The 17,395-nt window shown below is 72.3% G+C and carries 19 protein-coding genes; 13 read left to right on the top strand and 6 right to left on the bottom strand.

Going from position 1 to position 17,395, the window contains the following annotated elements; all coding sequences use genetic code 11:
* Nucleotides 1–4: 4 nt before the first annotated feature.
* The 4 genes from AC3ANM_RS10045 (at nt 5) to purL (ending at nt 4,326) form a co-directional block, all read left to right on the top strand.
* Nucleotides 5–937: a phosphoribosylaminoimidazolesuccinocarboxamide synthase gene (locus AC3ANM_RS10045; protein WP_488284274.1), complete on the top strand. Its 933-nt coding sequence runs from the start codon at nt 5–7 to the stop codon at nt 935–937.
* Nucleotides 938–1,055: 118 nt separating this feature from the next.
* Nucleotides 1,056–1,328, top strand: a complete 273-nt coding sequence (gene purS, locus AC3ANM_RS10040; RefSeq protein ID WP_488284273.1) for a phosphoribosylformylglycinamidine synthase subunit PurS — start codon at nt 1,056–1,058, stop codon at nt 1,326–1,328.
* Entirely contained in the window at nt 1,325–2,020 is a 696-nt protein-coding gene (purQ, locus tag AC3ANM_RS10035; RefSeq protein ID WP_488284272.1) for a phosphoribosylformylglycinamidine synthase subunit PurQ, read from the top strand. Before purS ends, purQ begins: the two co-directional genes overlap by 4 nt.
* A 5-nt stretch (nt 2,021–2,025) precedes the next feature.
* Nucleotides 2,026–4,326, top strand: a complete 2,301-nt coding sequence (gene purL, locus AC3ANM_RS10030) for a phosphoribosylformylglycinamidine synthase subunit PurL (RefSeq protein WP_488287938.1) — start codon at nt 2,026–2,028, stop codon at nt 4,324–4,326.
* Nucleotides 4,327–4,463: 137 nt separating this feature from the next.
* Here purL and AC3ANM_RS10025 read toward each other — a convergent pair whose 3' ends face one another.
* Nucleotides 4,464–5,219, bottom strand: a complete 756-nt coding sequence (locus tag AC3ANM_RS10025) for a cache domain-containing protein (protein ID WP_488284271.1) — start codon at nt 5,217–5,219, stop codon at nt 4,464–4,466.
* Nucleotides 5,220–5,242: 23 nt separating this feature from the next.
* Complete coding sequence (locus tag AC3ANM_RS10020; RefSeq protein WP_488284270.1) at nt 5,243–6,031, bottom strand: FadR/GntR family transcriptional regulator; 789 nt, start codon at nt 6,029–6,031, stop codon at nt 5,243–5,245.
* Nucleotides 6,032–6,173: 142 nt separating this feature from the next.
* On the opposite strand from AC3ANM_RS10020, the gene AC3ANM_RS10015 reads away from it, so the two are divergent.
* From AC3ANM_RS10015 to AC3ANM_RS10000, 4 genes are read left to right on the top strand one after another with little or no spacing between them, the layout of a single operon-like run.
* A complete protein-coding gene (locus AC3ANM_RS10015) occupies nt 6,174–7,247 on the top strand; it encodes an ABC transporter ATP-binding protein (RefSeq protein WP_488284269.1) in 1,074 nt (357 codons plus the stop codon).
* A 39-nt stretch (nt 7,248–7,286) separates the two neighbouring features.
* The gene (locus AC3ANM_RS10010; RefSeq protein WP_488284268.1) at nt 7,287–8,507 is read left to right on the top strand and encodes an ABC transporter substrate-binding protein; all 1,221 of its coding nucleotides are present in this window, start codon (nt 7,287–7,289) and stop codon (nt 8,505–8,507) included.
* A gap of 4 nt (nt 8,508–8,511) precedes the next feature.
* On the top strand, nt 8,512–9,444 hold the full coding sequence (locus AC3ANM_RS10005) for an ABC transporter permease (RefSeq protein ID WP_488284267.1): 933 nt from the start codon (nt 8,512–8,514) through the stop codon (nt 9,442–9,444).
* Nucleotides 9,445–9,454: 10 nt separating this feature from the next.
* The gene (locus AC3ANM_RS10000; RefSeq protein ID WP_488284266.1) at nt 9,455–10,270 is read left to right on the top strand and encodes an ABC transporter permease; all 816 of its coding nucleotides are present in this window, start codon (nt 9,455–9,457) and stop codon (nt 10,268–10,270) included.
* Between the two features lie 37 nt (nt 10,271–10,307).
* Here AC3ANM_RS10000 and AC3ANM_RS09995 read toward each other — a convergent pair whose 3' ends face one another.
* Both AC3ANM_RS09995 and AC3ANM_RS09990 read right to left on the bottom strand, forming a co-directional pair.
* Nucleotides 10,308–11,120, bottom strand: a complete 813-nt coding sequence (locus AC3ANM_RS09995) for a spermidine synthase (protein ID WP_488284265.1) — start codon at nt 11,118–11,120, stop codon at nt 10,308–10,310.
* Nucleotides 11,121–12,167: a zinc-dependent alcohol dehydrogenase family protein gene (locus AC3ANM_RS09990; RefSeq protein WP_488284264.1), complete on the bottom strand. Its 1,047-nt coding sequence runs from the start codon at nt 12,165–12,167 to the stop codon at nt 11,121–11,123.
* A 54-nt stretch (nt 12,168–12,221) separates the two neighbouring features.
* On the opposite strand from AC3ANM_RS09990, the gene AC3ANM_RS09985 reads away from it, so the two are divergent.
* Genes AC3ANM_RS09985 through AC3ANM_RS09965 form a run of 5 tightly spaced genes read left to right on the top strand, consistent with a single transcriptional unit; the run spans nt 12,222 to nt 15,893 of the window.
* A complete protein-coding gene (locus AC3ANM_RS09985) occupies nt 12,222–12,593 on the top strand; it encodes a sterol carrier family protein (RefSeq protein ID WP_488284263.1) in 372 nt (123 codons plus the stop codon).
* Between the two features lie 20 nt (nt 12,594–12,613).
* Entirely contained in the window at nt 12,614–13,429 is an 816-nt protein-coding gene (locus AC3ANM_RS09980; RefSeq protein WP_488284262.1) for a transporter substrate-binding domain-containing protein, read from the top strand.
* A 6-nt stretch (nt 13,430–13,435) separates the two neighbouring features.
* A complete protein-coding gene (locus AC3ANM_RS09975; RefSeq protein ID WP_488284261.1) occupies nt 13,436–14,230 on the top strand; it encodes an amino acid ABC transporter permease in 795 nt (264 codons plus the stop codon).
* Complete coding sequence (locus AC3ANM_RS09970; protein ID WP_488284260.1) at nt 14,227–15,006, top strand: amino acid ABC transporter ATP-binding protein; 780 nt, start codon at nt 14,227–14,229, stop codon at nt 15,004–15,006. The genes AC3ANM_RS09975 and AC3ANM_RS09970 overlap by 4 nt, the downstream gene beginning before the upstream one ends.
* Before the next feature lie 5 nt (nt 15,007–15,011).
* Nucleotides 15,012–15,893: an LLM class flavin-dependent oxidoreductase gene (locus AC3ANM_RS09965; RefSeq protein ID WP_488284259.1), complete on the top strand. Its 882-nt coding sequence runs from the start codon at nt 15,012–15,014 to the stop codon at nt 15,891–15,893.
* 10 nt (nt 15,894–15,903) lie between these two features.
* Here AC3ANM_RS09965 and AC3ANM_RS09960 read toward each other — a convergent pair whose 3' ends face one another.
* Nucleotides 15,904–16,758, bottom strand: coding sequence for an anti-sigma factor (locus AC3ANM_RS09960; protein WP_488284258.1), 855 nt, complete (start codon nt 16,756–16,758; stop codon nt 15,904–15,906).
* Nucleotides 16,755–17,384 carry an ECF RNA polymerase sigma factor SigK gene (sigK, locus tag AC3ANM_RS09955; protein WP_488284257.1) on the bottom strand — a complete coding sequence of 210 codons (630 nt, stop codon included), beginning with the start codon at nt 17,382–17,384 and terminating at the stop codon, nt 16,755–16,757. Before sigK ends, AC3ANM_RS09960 begins: the two co-directional genes overlap by 4 nt.
* Nucleotides 17,385–17,395: the final 11 nt, after the last annotated feature.

Here is a 17,395-nt window from a genome sequence, read left to right as displayed (position 1 = left end):
GGCCATGACGTCGGTCGTCCCCACCTCGCCGCCCGCCCTGCCCGGCTTCGCCCACGTCTACTCGGGCAAGGTCCGCGAGCTCTACGCCCCGGTCGACCCGGTCACCGCAGAGCCGAGCCAGGACCAGCTCCTGCTCGTGGCCTCGGACCGGATCTCGGCCTACGACTTCATCCTCGACACCGAGATCCCCGACAAGGGCGCCGTGCTGACCCAGCTGTCGCTGTGGTGGTTCGAGCAGCTCGCCGACATCCTGCCCAACCACGTCCTCTCCACCGACGTGCCGGCCGAGGTCGCCGGCCGTGCGGTGCTCGTCCGCCGGCTCCAGATGGTGCCGGTGGAGTGCATCGGGCGGGCCTACCTCACCGGGAGCGGCCTGGCCGAGTACCGCGCGACCTCCTCGGTCTGCGGGGTCACCCTGCCGCCGGGGCTGGAGGACGGCTCGAAGCTGCAGGAGCCGATCTTCACCCCGACGACCAAGGCGCCGGTGGGCGAGCACGACCAGCCGATGACCTACGCGCAGGTCGAGGCCGAGCTCGGCGCGGACCTCGCCTCGCGGGTGCGCGAGCTGACCACCGCGATCCTGGCGCGCGGCAACGCCGTGGCGGCGGAGCGCGGCATCCTCCTGGCCGACACCAAGGTGGAGTTCGGGCTGGACCCGGCCCGCCCGGACGAGCAGGGCCGGCCGGGCATCGTCCTGGCCGACGAGGTGCTCACCCCCGACTCCTCCCGGTTCTGGCCGGCCGACCAGTGGCAGCCGGGCCGGGCGCAGCCGTCCTACGACAAGCAGTTCGTCCGCGACTGGCTGACCTCCCCCGCCAGCGGCTGGGACCGCCACTCCGGCGAGGCGCCGCCGCCCATGCCGGAGGCGATCGTCGAGCAGACCCGGGCCAAGTACGTCGAGGCCTACGAGGCGCTGACCGGCCGCCGCTTCGGCTGAGCGACCTGCGGCGTTCACCTCCCGGACGCCGCCGTCAGGGGCACTGACGAGGGCAGATATCCTCGGGACGACCCCGCACGCCAGGCCCGGCAGGGCCGCGCCCCGAGGAGCACCTCGCATGGGAACCGTCGTCATCGACGTGATGCTGAAGTCCGAGATTCTCGATCCCCAGGGGCAGGCCGTCGCCGGCGCGCTGCCGCGGCTCGGGTTCACCCAGTTCACCGACGTCCGTCAGGGCAAGCGGTTCGAGCTGACCGTCGACGGGGAGGTCACCGAGGAGGTCCTCGCCGCCGCCCGGGAGGCGGCCGAGAGGTTGCTGTCGAACCCGGTCATCGAGGACGTCGTCCGCGTCGCCGAGCTGACCGACGAGACCGCCGGGCAGCCCGCATGAGGATCGGGGTCGTCACCTTCCCCGGGTCGCTGGACGACCACGACGCCAGCCGCGCCGTGCGCGCCGCGGGCGGGGAGGCTGTCGCCCTGTGGCACGGCGACGCCGACCTCAAGGGGGTCGACGCGGTGATCCTGCCCGGCGGCTTCTCCTACGGCGACTACCTGCGCTGCGGCGCCATCGCCCGCTTCGCCCCCGTCATGGACGCCCTCGTCCCCGCGGCGAAGGGCGGCCTGCCGGTCCTCGGCATCTGCAACGGGTTCCAGGTGCTGTGCGAGTCGCACCTGCTGCCCGGCGCATTGATCCGCAACGACCACCGCAAGTTCGTCTGCCGCGACCAGGTGCTGCGTGTGGAGAACGCCGACACCCTCTGGACCTCGGACTTCGAGCAGGGCCAGGAGATCACCATCGTGCTCAAGAACGGCGAGGGCGGCTTCGTGGCCGACCAGCGCACGCTCGACGAGCTCGAGGGTGAGGGCCGCGTCGCGTTCCGCTACGTCGTGCGTGACGGCGACGGCCTCGGCGGGAGCAACCCCAACGGGTCCTACCGCGACATCGCCGGCATCACCAACGAGCGCGGCAACATCGTCGGCCTCATGCCGCACCCCGAGCACTGCGTCGAGCCGGGCTACGGCCCCTCCCTCGACGGCCTGCCCTTCTTCACGTCCGTCCTGACCTCGGTGGTGAACGCGTGAGCGCGCTGGAGACCGGCCAGACCAAGCCCCTGCTGGACACCGTCTCGGCGGCCACCGGCACGCCCGAGGTCGAGCAGCCGTGGGCCGAGCTCGGCCTCAAGCCCGACGAGTACGAGCGCATCCGCGACATCCTCGGCCGCCGTCCCACCAGCTCCGAGCTGGCGATGTACTCGGTCATGTGGTCGGAGCACTGCTCCTACAAGTCCTCCAAGGTCCACCTGCGCCAGTTCGGCGACAAGACCACCGACGCCATGCGCGAGAAGCTGCTCGTCGGCATCGGCGAGAACGCCGGCGTCGTCGACATCGGCGACGGCTGGGCGGTGACCTTCAAGGTCGAGAGCCACAACCACCCCTCCTACGTCGAGCCCTACCAGGGTGCGGCCACCGGCGTCGGTGGCATCGTCCGCGACATCATGAGCATGGGCGCCCGCCCGCTGGCCGTGATGGACCCGCTGCGCTTCGGCGCCCTGGACCACCCCGACACCCACCGGGTGCTGCCCGGCGTCGTCGCCGGCGTCGGCGGCTACGGCAACTGCCTGGGCCTGCCCAACATCGGCGGCGAGGTCGTCTTCGACTCCTGCTACCAGGGCAACCCGCTGGTCAACGCCCTGTGCGTCGGCGCCATGCGCGTCGAGGACATCCACCTGGCCAAGGCCTCCGGCGTCGGCAACAAGGTCGTCCTCTTCGGCGCCAAGACCGGCGGCGACGGCATCGGCGGTGTCTCCGTGCTGGCCTCGGAGACCTTCGACGAGGGCGGCCCGACCAAGCGCCCGGCGGTGCAGGTCGGCGACCCGTTCGCCGAGAAGGTGCTCATCGAGTGCTGCCTGGACCTGTATGCCGCGCACGTGGTCGACGGCATCCAGGACCTCGGCGGCGCCGGGCTGTCCTGCGCGACCAGCGAGCTGGCCTCCAACGGCGACGGCGGCATGCGGGTCCACCTCGACCTGGTCCCGCTGCGCGACGCGACCCTGCGCCCTGAGGAGATCCTCATGAGCGAGTCGCAGGAGCGGATGATGGCCGTCGTCGAGCCGGGCAGGCTCGAGGAGTTCCTGGCGATCACCCGCAAGTGGGACGTCGAGGCCACGGTCATCGGCGAGGTCACCGAGGGTGACCGCCTCGAGGTGCTCTGGCACGACGAGGTCATCGTCGACGTGCCGCCGCGCTCGGTGGCCCACGACGGCCCGGTCTACGAGCGCCCGCTGGCCCGGCCGGCATACCTCGACGGCCTGCAGGCGGCCGGTCCGCAGGACCTGCCGCGCCCGGCCACGGGCGACGAGCTGCGCGACACCCTGATCCGGCTCATCGGCTCGCCGAACCTGTGCGACAAGTCGTGGGTCACCGACCAGTACGACCGTTACGTCCGCGGCAACACCGCCCTGGCGATGCCCGACGACGCCGGCGTCGTGCGGGTCGACGAGGAGAGCGGCCGCGGCGTCGCGATCTCCACCGACTGCAACGGCAAGTTCGCCAAGCTCGACCCGTATGCCGGGGCGCAGCTCGCGCTGGCCGAGGCCTACCGCAACGTGGCGACCGCCGGGGCGACGCCGCTGGCGATCACCGACTGCCTCAACTTCGGCTCACCGGAGGACCCGGGCGTGATGTGGCAGTTCGCCGAGGCCGTGCGCGGCCTGGCCGACGGCTGCCAGCAGCTCGGCATCCCGGTCACCGGCGGCAACGTCTCGTTCTACAACCAGACCGGTGACGTGGCGATCCACCCGACCCCGGTGGTCGGCGTGCTCGGCGTCATGGACGACGTGGCCCGCCGCACGCCCTCGGGCTGGAAGACCCCGGGCCAGGTCATCTACCTGCTCGGCACCACCCGCGACGAGCTCGCCGGCTCGGAGTGGGCCAGCGTCATCCACGACCACCTCGGCGGCCTGCCGCCGCAGGTCGACCTCGACCTCGAGCGCCAGCTCGGCGAGATCCTCGTCAACGCCTCGCGCGACGGGCTCATCGACGCCGCGCACGACCTGTCCGACGGCGGCCTGGCCATCGCCCTCGCCGAGGCCACCCTGCGCCACGGCGTCGGCGCCCGGGTCTGGCTGGAGGAGGTCTGCGAGCGCGACGGGGTCGACGCGTTCACCGCGCTGTTCAGCGAGTCCACCGCCCGCGCCATCGTGGCCGTGCCGCGCTCGGAGGAGGTGCGGTTCACCGACATGTGCTCGGCCCGCGGCTTCACCCACGCCCGGATCGGGGTCGTCGACGACGAGACCGACGGCCTAGACGTGCAGGGCCAGTTCACCCTGGGCCTCGGCGAGCTGCGCGAGGCGCACACGTCGACCCTACCGGCGGTCTTCGGCCGCTGACCCCCCGCGAGGTGGGCACACGGCATACCGCCCTGTGCTCACCTCAGGCCGGTTTGCTCACTTCAGGCCGCTTCTGGCGCCCCTCGCCGGGCCCGGGAGCGGCCTGAGCTGAGCAAAGCCGCTCCCGGTGAGCACAGTCAGGGGTGGCGGGCCGTCGCCAGCGCCTCACCCTCGACGAGCGCGAAGGGCAGGTCCCCGCACCGGGTGAGCGTCAGCCCCGGCACCGTGCCGCCCTCCCAGAGGCGTGACAGCGGCAGCGCGCGCAGCAGGTCGCCGGTGAGCAGCTGCGGCACGGTGGAGACCAGCACGCGGCCCTCCCGGCTGACGAACGCGGCCGGGGCCGGCAGCTCGTCCAGCCAGCGCTCGGCCAGCCGCTCGACGTGCCGGACGTAGACGTCGCACCCGACCACCCCGGCCAGCGCCTCCCCGCGGCGCACGGGGACGGTGAAGGTCAGGGTGTACTCGTCGGTGCACAGGTAGTCCACGTAGGGCCCCGTCACGTGGCGGCGTCCGGTCACGGCGGGGACGGCGAACCACGGCAGCGTGGTCCAGTCGCGGAACGTGTCCCCGGCCGGGTCGGTCTCGACCGCCAGGCGCTCCGGGGTGTCGCCCGGCTCCTCGACGGTCCACCACTCCAGCCAGTACGCCGTGTCGTCCAGGGCCGCCCGCGCGGCCACGAAGCCGGCCCCCACCACGGCGCGGTCGGGGTCACCGAGCAGGACCGCTGCCGGACCGGCGAGCCGGCCCAGACCGCGCCTCGTCGGGTCCTGGGCGAGGGCCTCGACGGTGGCCGCCCGCAGCGGCTCCAGCGCCTGGAACAGGTCATCCGCCCACGCCTGGAGCAGTCCGGCGACGCGGGTCGGCCCGTGGTGAAGGCTCGAGGCGACGCTCATGGGTCCGACGGTAGGGGCACCGCTCACGCCCGGCCTCCTGCATGTGTGCGACGTCGCAGTGCCAGCGCGTGGCCGACGGCCTCGGCCACGTGCTCCTCGGCCAGGGTGCGCGCCCGGTCCTGGTGGCCGCGGGCGATGGCCCGGGTGAGGGCGCGGTGCTGGGCGCAGGCGGTCTCGTGCGGGCCGCTGTCGTCGAGGGCCAGCCACAGCAGCGGGCCGACCTCTCCCTGGAGCCGGATCTCCTCGCGGGTCAGCCGAGCCGACTGCGCCGCGGCGGCGACCTCCACGTGGTACTGCCCCTCGGCGCGGCGGCGCTCGCGGGCCGTCGTGGCGTTGTCCAGGTCCTTCATCGCCTCCTCGAGGCGGGCGAGGTCGTCGGCGCCGGCCCGCTCGGCCGCGAGCCGGGCCGAGGTGCCCGACAGGGCCGCATAGTGGTCGCCGAGGTCGCGCAGGTCGAGGGGGGAGACCTCGGCCAGCCGGTCCAGCAGGGCCGCCGCTGCCGGGTCGGGCGGGGCGGTGACGAAGCTGCCGCCGCCGCGCCCGCGTCGGGTCTCGACCAGCCCCCGGTGCCGCAGGGTCGTCAGGGCCTCGCGCACGGTCACCGTGGCGACCCCGAAGCGGGCGGCGAGGTCGCTCTCGCTGGGCAGCTGGGTGGCGTCGGGCAGCAGGCCGAGGGCGATCGCGTCGGAGAGCCGGCGGGCCACGATCTCGGCCCGGCTCTCCTGCGCGAGCGGGGCGAACACGGCGCTGCGGGCGCGCTGGGACAGGTGCATGGCGTCCGGCACGGTCCCTCCTGTCGCGTTCCCGGTCACCCCGGAAGGGTAGGTGATCACAGTCTGGTCACTCGCCCATTCGACTCTTGTGCGTTGACCTATGAAGTCATACGTTAAGCGCCACGTCCAGAGGCTGTGGACCATCTGTCCGCACATGCCGACATCCGCGGAGGAGTCCCCGATGGCGCAACCAGCGACGCCCGGAGCCGAGGCCCAACCGGCCACGACGGTCCCGGCGATCCGCCTCGAGGGGGTGCGCAAGAGCTTCGGCGAGGTCGAGGCCGTCCGCGGGGTCGACCTCGAGATCGCCGACGGGGAGTTCTTCTCCATGCTGGGCCCGTCCGGGTCGGGCAAGACCACGGTGCTGCGGATGATCGCCGGCTTCGAGGCCCCGACGGCCGGCCGCATCGTCCTCGCCGGCGAGGACGTCACCCGGGTGCCGCCGTTCGACCGGGACGTCAACACCGTCTTCCAGGACTACGCGCTGTTCCCGCACATGACGCTGGAGCAGAACGTCGCCTACGGCCTGCGGGTCAAGGGGGTGGGCAAGGCCGAGCGGCACCGCCGGGCCAACGAGGCGCTCGAGCGGGTGCAGCTGCCCGGCTTCGGCCCGCGCCGGCCCTCCCAGCTCTCCGGCGGCCAGCGGCAGCGCGTCGCCCTCGCCCGGGCCCTGGTCAACGAGCCCAGGGTCCTGCTGCTCGACGAGCCGCTCGGCGCGCTGGACCTCAAGCTGCGCCAGCAGATGCAGGTCGAGCTCAAGGCCATCCAGCGCGACGTCGGCATCACCTTCGTCTTCGTCACCCACGACCAGGAGGAGGCGTTGACGATGAGCGACCGGATCGCGGTCTTCAGCAACGGCCTCGTCGAGCAGGTGGGCACGGCGACCGAGGTCTACGAGCAGCCGGCCACCCCCTTCGTCGCCGGCTTCGTCGGCACCACCAACCTCGTCGACGGGGTGGCCGCCGAGCAGCTCTTCGGTGCCCCGGGCACGTGGAGCATCCGCCCCGAGCGGGTCCGGGTCGTCGACCCGCACCACGCCGCCGTGGACTCCGAGCGCGTCGTCGACGGAACCGTGCGCGAGGTGGTCTACCTCGGGTCGGCGATCCGCCTGCTCGTCGACACCCCCGGTGGCACCTCCCTGGTCGCCACCCAGCCCAACCTGGCGACCGCGCACACCCACCTCGATGACTGGCTCGGCCGCCGGGTGCGCCTCGCCTGGCACCAGGACCAGGCGCGCCGCGTCGGCGCGGCCTGACCCCCCCTTCGTCACCAGCCCGGAAACCTGGAGGTCACCATGTTCAAGCCCCGACCGCTCGCGGCGGCCGTCGCCGCCGTCGGTGCGTTCGCGCTGGCGGCGTGCAGCTCGGCCACCACTGGTGGCAGCAGCTCCGGCGGCACCACCCGCCAGCCCCCGCCCAAGGTCGCCATGGCCCAGAAGGTCGGGGCCGGCGAGGGCCAGCTCAACGTGATCGCCTGGGCCGGCTACGCCGAGGACGGGTCCAACGACCCCAAGCAGGACTGGGTGCACCCGTTCGAGAAGGCCACCGGCTGCCAGGTCAACGTCAAGGTCGCCAACACCTCCGACGAGATGGTCACCCTGATGCACACCGGGGAGTACGACGTGGTCTCCGCCTCGGGCGACGCCACGCTGCGGATGGTCTACTCCGGTGACGTCGCGCCGGTGAACACGGCGCTGGTGCCCAACTACGCGACGATCTACCCGTTCCTGAAGGACCGCGACTGGAACTCGGTGGAGATCAACGGCAAGCGCCAGATGTACGGCATCCCGCACGGCTGGGGCGCCAACCTGCTGATGTGGAACGAGGGCGTGGTCAAGACCCCGCCGACCTCGTGGGGCGCGGTCTTCGACCCGAACTCGCCCTACAAGGGCAAGATCACGGCCTACGACTCGCCGATCTACATCGCCGACGCCGCGCTCTACCTGATGAAGACCAAGCCCGAGCTGGGGATCAAGAACCCCTACGCGCTCGACGAGAAGCAGTTCAAGGCCGCGGTCGACCTGCTCAAGGGCCAGCGCCCGCTGGTCGGGGAGTACTGGGCGGACTACACCAAGGAGGTGCAGGCGTTCGACTCCGGCACCTCGGTGATCGGCACGACATGGCAGGTCATCACCAACCTCGTCCAGGCCGACAACAAGGTCAAGGTCAAGGCGATCGTGCCGACGGAGAACTCCACCGGCTGGTCGGACACGTGGATGGTCTCCTCCAAGACCAAGCACCCCAACTGCGCGTACCAGTGGATGAACTACATCGTCTCGCCCAAGGTCAACGCCCAGGTGGCGGCGTGGTTCGGAGAGGCCCCGGCCCAGTCCAAGGCCTGCGACCAGCCCGACATGAAGGCCCAGTGCGAGCAGTTCCACGCCGCGGACAAGGCCTACTCGGACAACATCTACTACTGGACGACGCCGACCAAGCAGTGCCTGGACGGCCGCACGAACACGACCTGCGTCGACTACTCCAAGTGGACCCAGGCCTGGACCGAGATCAAGGGCTGACCGTATGCCGGGTCACCCCTCCCCGAGCCGGCCCCGGGAGGACCGGGGCCGGCTGCGGGAGCTCGTGTCCGTCCCTGCGCTGGCCACCTCGCGCACCCTCTACCGTCACCCCGGGCTCCGGCTCGGCGGACTGCTCTCCCTGCCGGGGCTGTGGCTCGTCGTGGCCTACCTGGGCTCCCTGGCGGCGATGTTCGTCGCCGCGTTCTGGACGACGGACACCTTCACCGGTGACGTGATCCGCCAGTTCACGTGGGACAACTTCCACACCCTGCTCAACGACGCGGTCTACCGCACCATCGCGCTGCGCAGCCTCGGCGTGGCCGCGGCGGTGACCGTGGTGGACGCCCTCATCGCGCTGCCGATCGCGTTCTACATGGCCAAGGTCGCCAGCAGCCGCACCCGCCAGATCATGGTGGTCGCGATCCTCACGCCGTTGTGGGCGAGCTACCTGGTCAAGGCCTACTCGTGGCGGGTCATGCTGGCCGACAACGGCGTCATCGACTGGGCGCTCAACCCGCTCGGGCTGCACACCCCGGGCTACGGGCTCTTCGCCACGGTGCTGACGCTGGCCTACCTGTGGCTGCCGTTCATGATCCTGCCGGTCTACGCCGGGCTGGAGCGGGTGCCGGACTCGCTGCTGGAGGCCTCCAGCGACCTCGGCGCCCCCGCCGGCCGGACCTACCGCTCGGTGGTGCTGCCGCTGCTGTTCCCGGCGATCGTGGCCGGGTCGATCTTCACCTTCTCGCTCAGCCTCGGGGACTACATCACCGTCAAGATCGTCGGCGGCGCGACGCAGCTGTTCGCCAACGTCATCTACGACAACATCGGCACGGCCAACAACCTGCCGTTCGCCGCCGCGGCCGCGACGTTCCCGGTGGTCGCCATGGTCATCTACCTGGTCGCCGTCCGACGCACCGGCGCCCTGGACAACCTGTGAGGAGCCTCCCGTGATCCTGTCCAGGCGGGCCCGGATCCTGCTGCGACTGGCGGTGATCCTGGGGATGACCGCGATCTACGTGCCGCTGCTGGTGGTGCTGGTCAACAGCTTCAACACCTCGCGCACGTTCGGCTGGCCGCCCTCGGGCTTCACCCTGGAGTGGTGGGGCCGCACGATCCACAACTCCGGCGTCATCGAGGCTCTCGGCACCAGCGTCAAGGCCGGCCTCGGCGCGACGGCGATCGCCCTGGTCCTGGGGACGATGGCGGCGTTCGCCGTGCAGCGCTACCGCTTCTTCGGCCGCGAGTCGATCTCGTTCCTGGTCCTGCTGCCGATCGCCCTGCCCGGCATCGTCACCGGCATCGCGCTGAACAACGCGTTCCGCTCGATCCTCGGCCCGTTCGGCATCGGGCTGGGGCTGATGACGGTGATCATCGGCCACGCCACGTTCTGCATCGTCGTGGTCTACAACAACGTTTTGGCCCGGCTGCGCCGCACCGGCACCTCGCTGGAGGAGGCGTCCTCCGACCTCGGAGCGAGCACGTTCCAGACGTTCCGGCTGGTCACCCTGCCGGCGGTCCGCTCGGCGCTGTTCGCCGGCGCGCTGCTGGCGTTCGCGCTGTCCTTCGACGAGATCATCGTGACGACGTTCACGGCCGGCGCGGGCGTGCAGACCCTGCCGATCTGGATCTTCAGCAACCTGTTCCGCCCCAACCAGGCGCCGGTCATCAACGTCGTGGCCGCGATCCTGATCGTCATGTCGTTCGTGCCCGTCTACCTGGCGCAGCGGGTCGGCGGCGGCGAGAGCGCGGGCGGCCGCCTCTGAGGCGACTCCACCCCCGAGCGGTATGCCGGGTGGCCGGCTAGCGCACCCGCCACCCCTTCGCCGGCGGCGGTGGAGGGGACATCCCGGGGTCGGCGTCGCTGAACGGCTGGGCCCCGGCCGCCTGTCGGCCGAGCTCGGCGGCGCCGCGGACCCCGGCGGGGAACGGGATCCGCCGGACCTGGCGCGCCAGCTCGTCGGCGTCCACCGGCGCCCGCGAGGCGACCAGCACCGCGTTGCCGAAGCGCCGTCCCTTGAGCACCTCGACGCTCGCGACCAGCGCCACCTCGGGCAGGTGCTGCCGGGCGGTGGCCACGACGCGCAGGACGTAGCGCAGCCCGGGCTCGTCGGCGAGGTTGGCCAGGAACAGGCCTCCGGGCTTGAGCACCCGGGCCACGTCGGCCAGGAACTCGCCCGTGGTGAGGTCCGCCGGGACCCGCCCCCCGGCATACGCGTCGAGGACGACGACGTCCGCACTGGCGTCGGCGAGCTGCGCCACCCCGGTGCGCCCGTCGAGCGGGCGCACCCGGATCCGGTGCTGGCGGGGCAGCGGCAGCTCGCGGCGGACCGCCTCGGTCAGCGCGGTGTGCGGCTCGAGGACGATCTGCGGCGACCCGGGCCGGGCGGCGTTGACGTGCCGGGCCAGGGTCAGCCCGCCGCCGCCGACGTGGGTCACGCCGAGCGGGCCCGGCGGCAGCGTCTGCAGCACGCACGCGAAGTACTGCACGTAGTCGAAGACGAGGTGGGTCGGGTCGCCCGGGTCGACGTGCGACTGCGGGGTCTCGCCGAGCATGACGGTCACCCCGCCACGCCCGTCGTCGTCGGGGACGAACCCGACCTCCTCAGCACTCAACTACGGCCGCAGCATCGTCTTGATGGCGCGGCGCTCGTGCATCGCGGCGTAGCCCTCGGCGACCTCGTCCAGCGGGATCTCGAGGTCGAAGACGAGGCCGGGGTTGATCGCGCCGGAGAGCACGTCGTCGCGCAGCTGGGGGAGGTACTCGCGCACCGGGGCGATGCCGCCGGCCAGGCCGACGTTGCGCACGAACATGTCGCGCAGCGGCAGCTCGATGCCGTGCGGGACGCCGACGTAGCCGACCGTCGCGCCCGGACGGGCCACGGCGATGGCGGTCTTCATCGCCTGGTCGGTGCCGACGCACTCCAGCACGGCGTCCGCGCCGACGCCCTTGGTCAGCTCGAGCACCGCGTCGATGCCCTCGTCGCCGCGCTCGGCGATGACCTCGGTGGCGCCGAACTCGCGGGCGATGGTCTGGCGGGCGGCGTGCCGCGACATGGCGACGACGCGGGCCGCGCCCATGCGGTGGGCGGCGAGGACGCCGGAGAGGCCGACGGCGCCGTCACCGACGACGACGACCGTGTCGCCCTCGGCGACCCGGGCGGCGACGGCGGCGTGCCAGCCGGTGCCCATGACGTCGGACAGGCTCAGCAGTGAGGCGACCATCGACTCGTCGGGGACCTCGGGGGTCGCGACGAGGGTGCCGTCGGCCAGCGGCACGCGGACGAACTCGCCCTGGCCGCCGTCGACCGGGCCGCCGTCGCGGTCGTGGCCGCCCCAGAAGCCGCCGGTCGCGCACGCGGACTGGACGCCGTTCTGGCAGTGCGGGCAGGTGTTGTCGGAGTACATGAACGGGGCGATGACGAAGTCGCCCTTGCGCACCGAGGAGACGGCCGAGCCGGTCTCCTCGACGATGCCGACAAACTCGTGGCCGATCCGCGAGCCCTCCGTGATGTCGTTCTCGCCGCGGTAGGGCCACAGGTCCGAGCCGCAGATGCAGGAGGCGGTGACGCGCACGATGGCGTCGGTCGGTGCGAGCAGCGTGGGCTCGGGCACGTCGGTGAGTCGGATGTCGAACGGGGCGTGGATCGTCGTGGCCTTCACAACCCGACAGCATCCGTGTCGGGTGGGACCTGATGCAAATGCGACGATGCGGGCATGCCACCTCGCCGTCGCATCCCACCCGCCGCGGGCCTGCAAGCCCTGGAGGTATGGCGGGCCGACCCGTCCGCGGCCGAGCGCACCACCGTGGCCACGGCCGTCCGGTTCACCCTCGAGGAGCTGGCCGCCCGCGCACCGGGACGGACGCTGGAGGTCCGCGTCCCGCCCTACGGGGCGGTGCAGTGCATCGAGGGGCCGACCCACACCCGCGGCACCCCGCCCAACGTCATCGAGACCGACGCGGCGACCTGGCTGGCCCTGGCGACCGGCGAGCAGCAGTGGGCCGAGGCGGAGGCGGGGGGCACGGTGCGCGCCAGCGGGCAGCGGGCCGACCTGTCCACCCTGCTCCCACTGATAAGCAAAAGTTGAATGGTTGATAACCTGACCTTATGCATCGTCGCCTCGCCGCCATCCCCCTTGCCCTGACCTCCGTCCTCGCCCTCGCCGCCTGCTCCTCGGGCGCCAGCGCGAAGACCGACACGGCGAGCGGCCTGGCCAAGGCGGGCGTCATCACGACCTGCACGCACCTGCCCTACCCGCCGTTCCAGTCCGAGCAGGGCCGCAAGGTCGTCGGGTTCGACGTCGACGTCGTGGACCGCGCGGCCAGGGACCTCGGGGTGAAGCAGGCGTTCGTCGACACCCCGTTCGAGAACTTCAAGACCGGTGCGTTCCTCAACACGCGCCAGTGCGACGTCGCCGCCGCGGGCATCACCATCACCGACGAGCGCAAGAAGAACGTCGACTTCTCCGCGCCGTACTTCGACGCCACGCAGGCCCTGCTGGTCAAGAAGGGCACCGACATCGCCAATCTGGCGGGTGCCAAGGGGCACAAGATCGGCGCGCAGACGCAGACCACCGGTGAGGAGTACGCCACCAAGCAGGGCCTGGACCCCGTCTCGTTCGAGTCCAGCGACGCCCTGCTCAACGGCCTGCGCACCGGGCAGGTCCAGGCCGTCATCACCGACTACCCCGTCGTGGCCGGCTGGCTGAAGAAGCCCGACCTGGCCGCCGAGTTCGAGGTCAAGGACAACCTCAACACCAGCGAGCAGTACGGGATCATGGTCCGCAAGGGCAACACCAGGCTCGTCGCCGCCCTCAACAAGGCGATCGCGGAGATGAAGGCCGACGGGTCCTACAAGGCCAGCTACGAGAAGTGGATCGGCCCCTACGTGCCGGCCACGGCCGGCCCGGCCCCCACGAAGTAGCCGGTCGTGGCGCTCTCTCCCCGCCGGCGACGGCGGTGGTCGCGCGGCGCGCAGTATGCCGTGTTCGTCGCCGTCGTCGTCCTGGTCGCCGTCAAGGCCGACTGGGCCCAGCTGCAGAACCAGTTCGCCCAGGGCGACCTGGTCCGCCAGCTGTTCCCCGACATCATCACCGTCGCCCTGCGCAACACGGTGGTCTACACCCTGGCCGGGTTCGTCGTCGGGCTGGCGCTCGGCGTGGTCATCGCGCTGATGCGGCTCTCCTCGGTCGGTCCCTACCGCTGGTTCGCCACGGTCTACGTCGAGCTGTTCCGCGGGCTGCCGGCCGTCATCGTCTTCATCCTCATCGGCGTGGCCATCCCGCTGGCCTTCCCGACGGCCGTCATCCCCGGCGGCACCACCGGCAAGGTGGCGCTGGCGCTGGGACTGGTGGCCGCGGCATACATGGCCGAGACGATCCGGGCGGGCATCCAGGCGGTGCCGCGCGGGCAGGTGGAGGCGGCGCGCTCGCTCGGCTTCAGCCAGGCCAGGGCCATGCGCTCGATCGTCATCCCCCAGGCGTTCCGCATCGTCATCCCGCCGATGGCCAACGAGCTGGTCCTGCTGTTCAAGGACTCCTCGCTGGTGCTGTTCTTCGGCGTCACCATCGCCGAGCGCGAGCTGACCGCGTTCGGGCGCAACCTGGCCAGCGACAGCGCCAACTCCACACCGATCCTGGTGAGCGGGCTGTGCTACCTGCTGCTCACCATCCCGCTGGGCTTCCTGGCCCGGTGGCTCGAGGCGAGGGGAGCCCGGTCCCGTTGAGCACCGACACGACACCGGAGATCGCGGTCGCCGGGCTGCGCAAGAGCTTCGGCGACCTGGAGGTGCTGCGCGGCATCGACCTCGAGGTCGCCAAGGGGCAGGTGGTCTGCGTCATCGGCCCGAGCGGGTCGGGCAAGTCCACGCTGCTGCGCTGCGTCAACCTGCTGGAGCAGCCGGGCGCCGGCACCGTCACCGTCGGCGGGGTGGAGCTCACCGACCCCGACGTGGACATCGACCGGGCGCGCCGGCGGATCGGCATGGTGTTCCAGCAGTTCAACCTCTTCGGGCACCTGTCGGTGCTCGACAACGTCGCCCTGCCGCAGCGGCGGGTCCTCGGCACGGACCGGGCCACCGCCGAACGCGTCGCCCGTGCCAACCTCGACCGGGTCGGTCTGGCCGACAAGGCCGGCGCCTACCCGGCGCAGCTCTCCGGTGGCCAGCAGCAGCGGGCCGCCATCGCCCGCGCGCTGGCGATGGGCCCGGAGGTGATGCTCTTCGACGAGCCCACCTCCGCGCTCGACCCGGAGCTGGTCGGGGACGTGCTGGCGGTCATGCGCTCGCTCGCCGAGGAGGGCATGACCATGCTGGTCGTCACCCACGAGATGAGCTTCGCCCGCGAGGTCGCCGACCGCGTGGTGTTCATGGACGGGGGCCAGGTCGTCGAGGACGGTCCGGCCCGTCAGGTGATCGGGGCGCCGCAGCACGAGCGCACCCGCGGCTTCCTCGCCCGGGTGCTCGACCCGGCCGCCGCCCCGCTCGGGACCGGGGCAGACTGAGGCGCATGCGATTCGGCCTGACGATCCTGCCCGAGCACCGCTGGTCCGACGCCGAGCCGATGTGGCGGCAGGCCGACGCGTGGGGCTTCGACCACGCCTGGACCTACGACCACCTCACGTGGGCCGGGCTGCCGGACGAGCCGTGGTTCGGCACGACGCCGACGCTGACCGCCGCGGCGATGGTGACGGAGCAGGTCCGGCTGGGCACGTTCGTCGCCTCGCCGAACTACCGCCACCCGGTGACGTTCATGCGGGACCTGCTCGCCCTCGACGACGTCTCCGGGGGGCGCGTCATCGCCGGCCTGGGCACCGGCGGCGACCTCGACTCGCGCATCCTCGGCGACCCGGGGCTGAGCGTGAAGCAGCGGGTCGACCGGTTCGAGGAGTTCGTGACCCTGCTCGACCGGGTGCTGACGCAGGACCACGTCGACCACGACGGGGAGTACTTCCGGGCGCAGGACGCCCGCTCGCTGCCGGGGTGCGTGCAGCAGCCGCGGATCCCGTTCGTCATGGCCGCCAACGGCCCGCGCTCGCTGCGCCTGGCGGCCCGGTTCGGCTCCGGCTGGGTCACCACCGGGCCGAACGTCGACACGCTCGAGGAGTGGTTCGCCGCCGTCGGCGTGCTCTCGGAGCGGCTCACCCAGACCCTGGCCGACGCCGGGCGGGACGGGGAGGGCTTCGAGCGCTACCTCAACCTCGACTCCTCGCCGCAGTTCTCGATGGAGAGCGCGGGGGCGTTCGAGGACATGGTCGGGCGCGCCGCCGAGCTCGGCTTCACCGACGTGATCAGCCACTGGCCGCGCCCCGAGGGCGTGTATGCCGGCCGGCCGGCCGTGCTGGAGCAGGTCGCCATCGAGGTCATCCCCCGCCTGCGCGCCAGCCTGTGACCCTGGCGCGTCAGGCGAAGGAGATGACCGCGATCGGCGCCGTCGTGGGGGAGTCGGAGCCGCCCTCGGGCTCGACCGTGATGCCGGCGCCCACGGCCTGCGCGGCGTCGCCGTCGAGCACCATGCTCACCTGCTTCTGGCTGCCCTGGGGCATCAGGCCGGCGCGGACCATGCGGCCGTCCTTGTGCTGGAGCCACACCTCGTAGACGTGGCCGGCGGGGGCGGCGGGCATGTTGTCGGCGATGATGACCGCCTTGCCCAGGCTGGCCGAGCGCACGATGGTCGCCCGCGCGCCGTCGAGGGTCTTGGCGAAGCGCTGGGCGTCGGCGGCGGCGATGACCCGTTGTGTGGCGTCCAGCGGCGCCGGGGACTGCTGCCACGGCTGCCAGACGACGGCCAGGGCGAGCAGGGCTGCTGCCGCCACGCCGATCAGCCAGCGGGCCGGGGACGCGACACGCCGGCCCCGTCGGGCCGAGAGCTCGTCGGCGTCCGGGGCCGCCGATGCCTCGGCCGGAGTCGCCTCGGGCACCTCGACCGGCGGGTTCACAGCCGGCTTGGGCTCGGTGACCGGCGTCGAGGCACCCTCGGTCGCGGCGACCGCGGGCTCGGCGAGCTGGAGCGGGCCGTCGACGACCGGCGGCAGGGGTCGGATCGAGGAGATCTCCCGCAGCACGGCGGCGCGCAGCCCGGCCGGCGGGGCCGTCTCGGTCATGCCGGCCAGCTGCGTGGCCGCGGCCCGCAGGCTGGCGACCTCCTCGCGGCACTGGCTGCACACGGCCAGGTGCTGCTCGAACGCGACCCGCTCGTCGGCGTCGACGGCGTCGACGGCGTAGGCGCCGGAGAGACCGTGGATGTCGTCGCTCATGACTCGAGTCCTAGCGTGTCGCGCAGCCGGATCAGGCCATCGCGGATGCGGGTCTTCGCCGTGCCGAGCGGTAGGTCCAGCATGGCTGCCACCTCCCGATGTGTGTAGCCGCCGAGGTAGGCGAGCTCCAGGGCTCCCCGTTGTGCCTCGGTCAGGGTGTCCAGCGCCCGGCGGACCCGCTGGGCGTCGAGGTGGCGGTGCGCCTCCTCGCTGGTGGAGTCGTAGGCCGGTGCCTGGTTGCGGGCCTCGTAGGCCGCCTCGCGCCGGGTCGAGGCCTCCGCCGAGCGGACCCGGTCGACGGCCTTGCGGTGCGCGATGGTCAGCATCCAGGACAGTGCCGAGCCGCGCTCCTGGTCGAACCGGGCGCTCATGCGCCAGATCTCCAGGAGCACGTCCTGGGTGACCTCCTCGGCCTGCGCGCGGTCGCGGACCACGCGCAGGACGAGCCCGAAGATCCGGGAGGAGGTCGCGTCATACAGGCGGGCGAAGGCGTCCTCGTCGCCGAGGGAGCACGCCTTGAGCATCTCGGCCAGGTCGTCGGCCCGCGGTTCGGCGGGGCCGCCTGCGGGCACACCGGTCCCCCCGGACGACGGTTCGACCGAAGGGACCAGTGCCATGCGGACCATGATGCTCTACC

The sequence above is a fragment of the Oryzihumus sp. JJN4-3R genome, assembly GCF_057747915.1.
The sequence above is the reverse complement of the archived record's forward strand: the minus strand, read 5'-3'. Positions and strand labels throughout refer to the sequence as shown.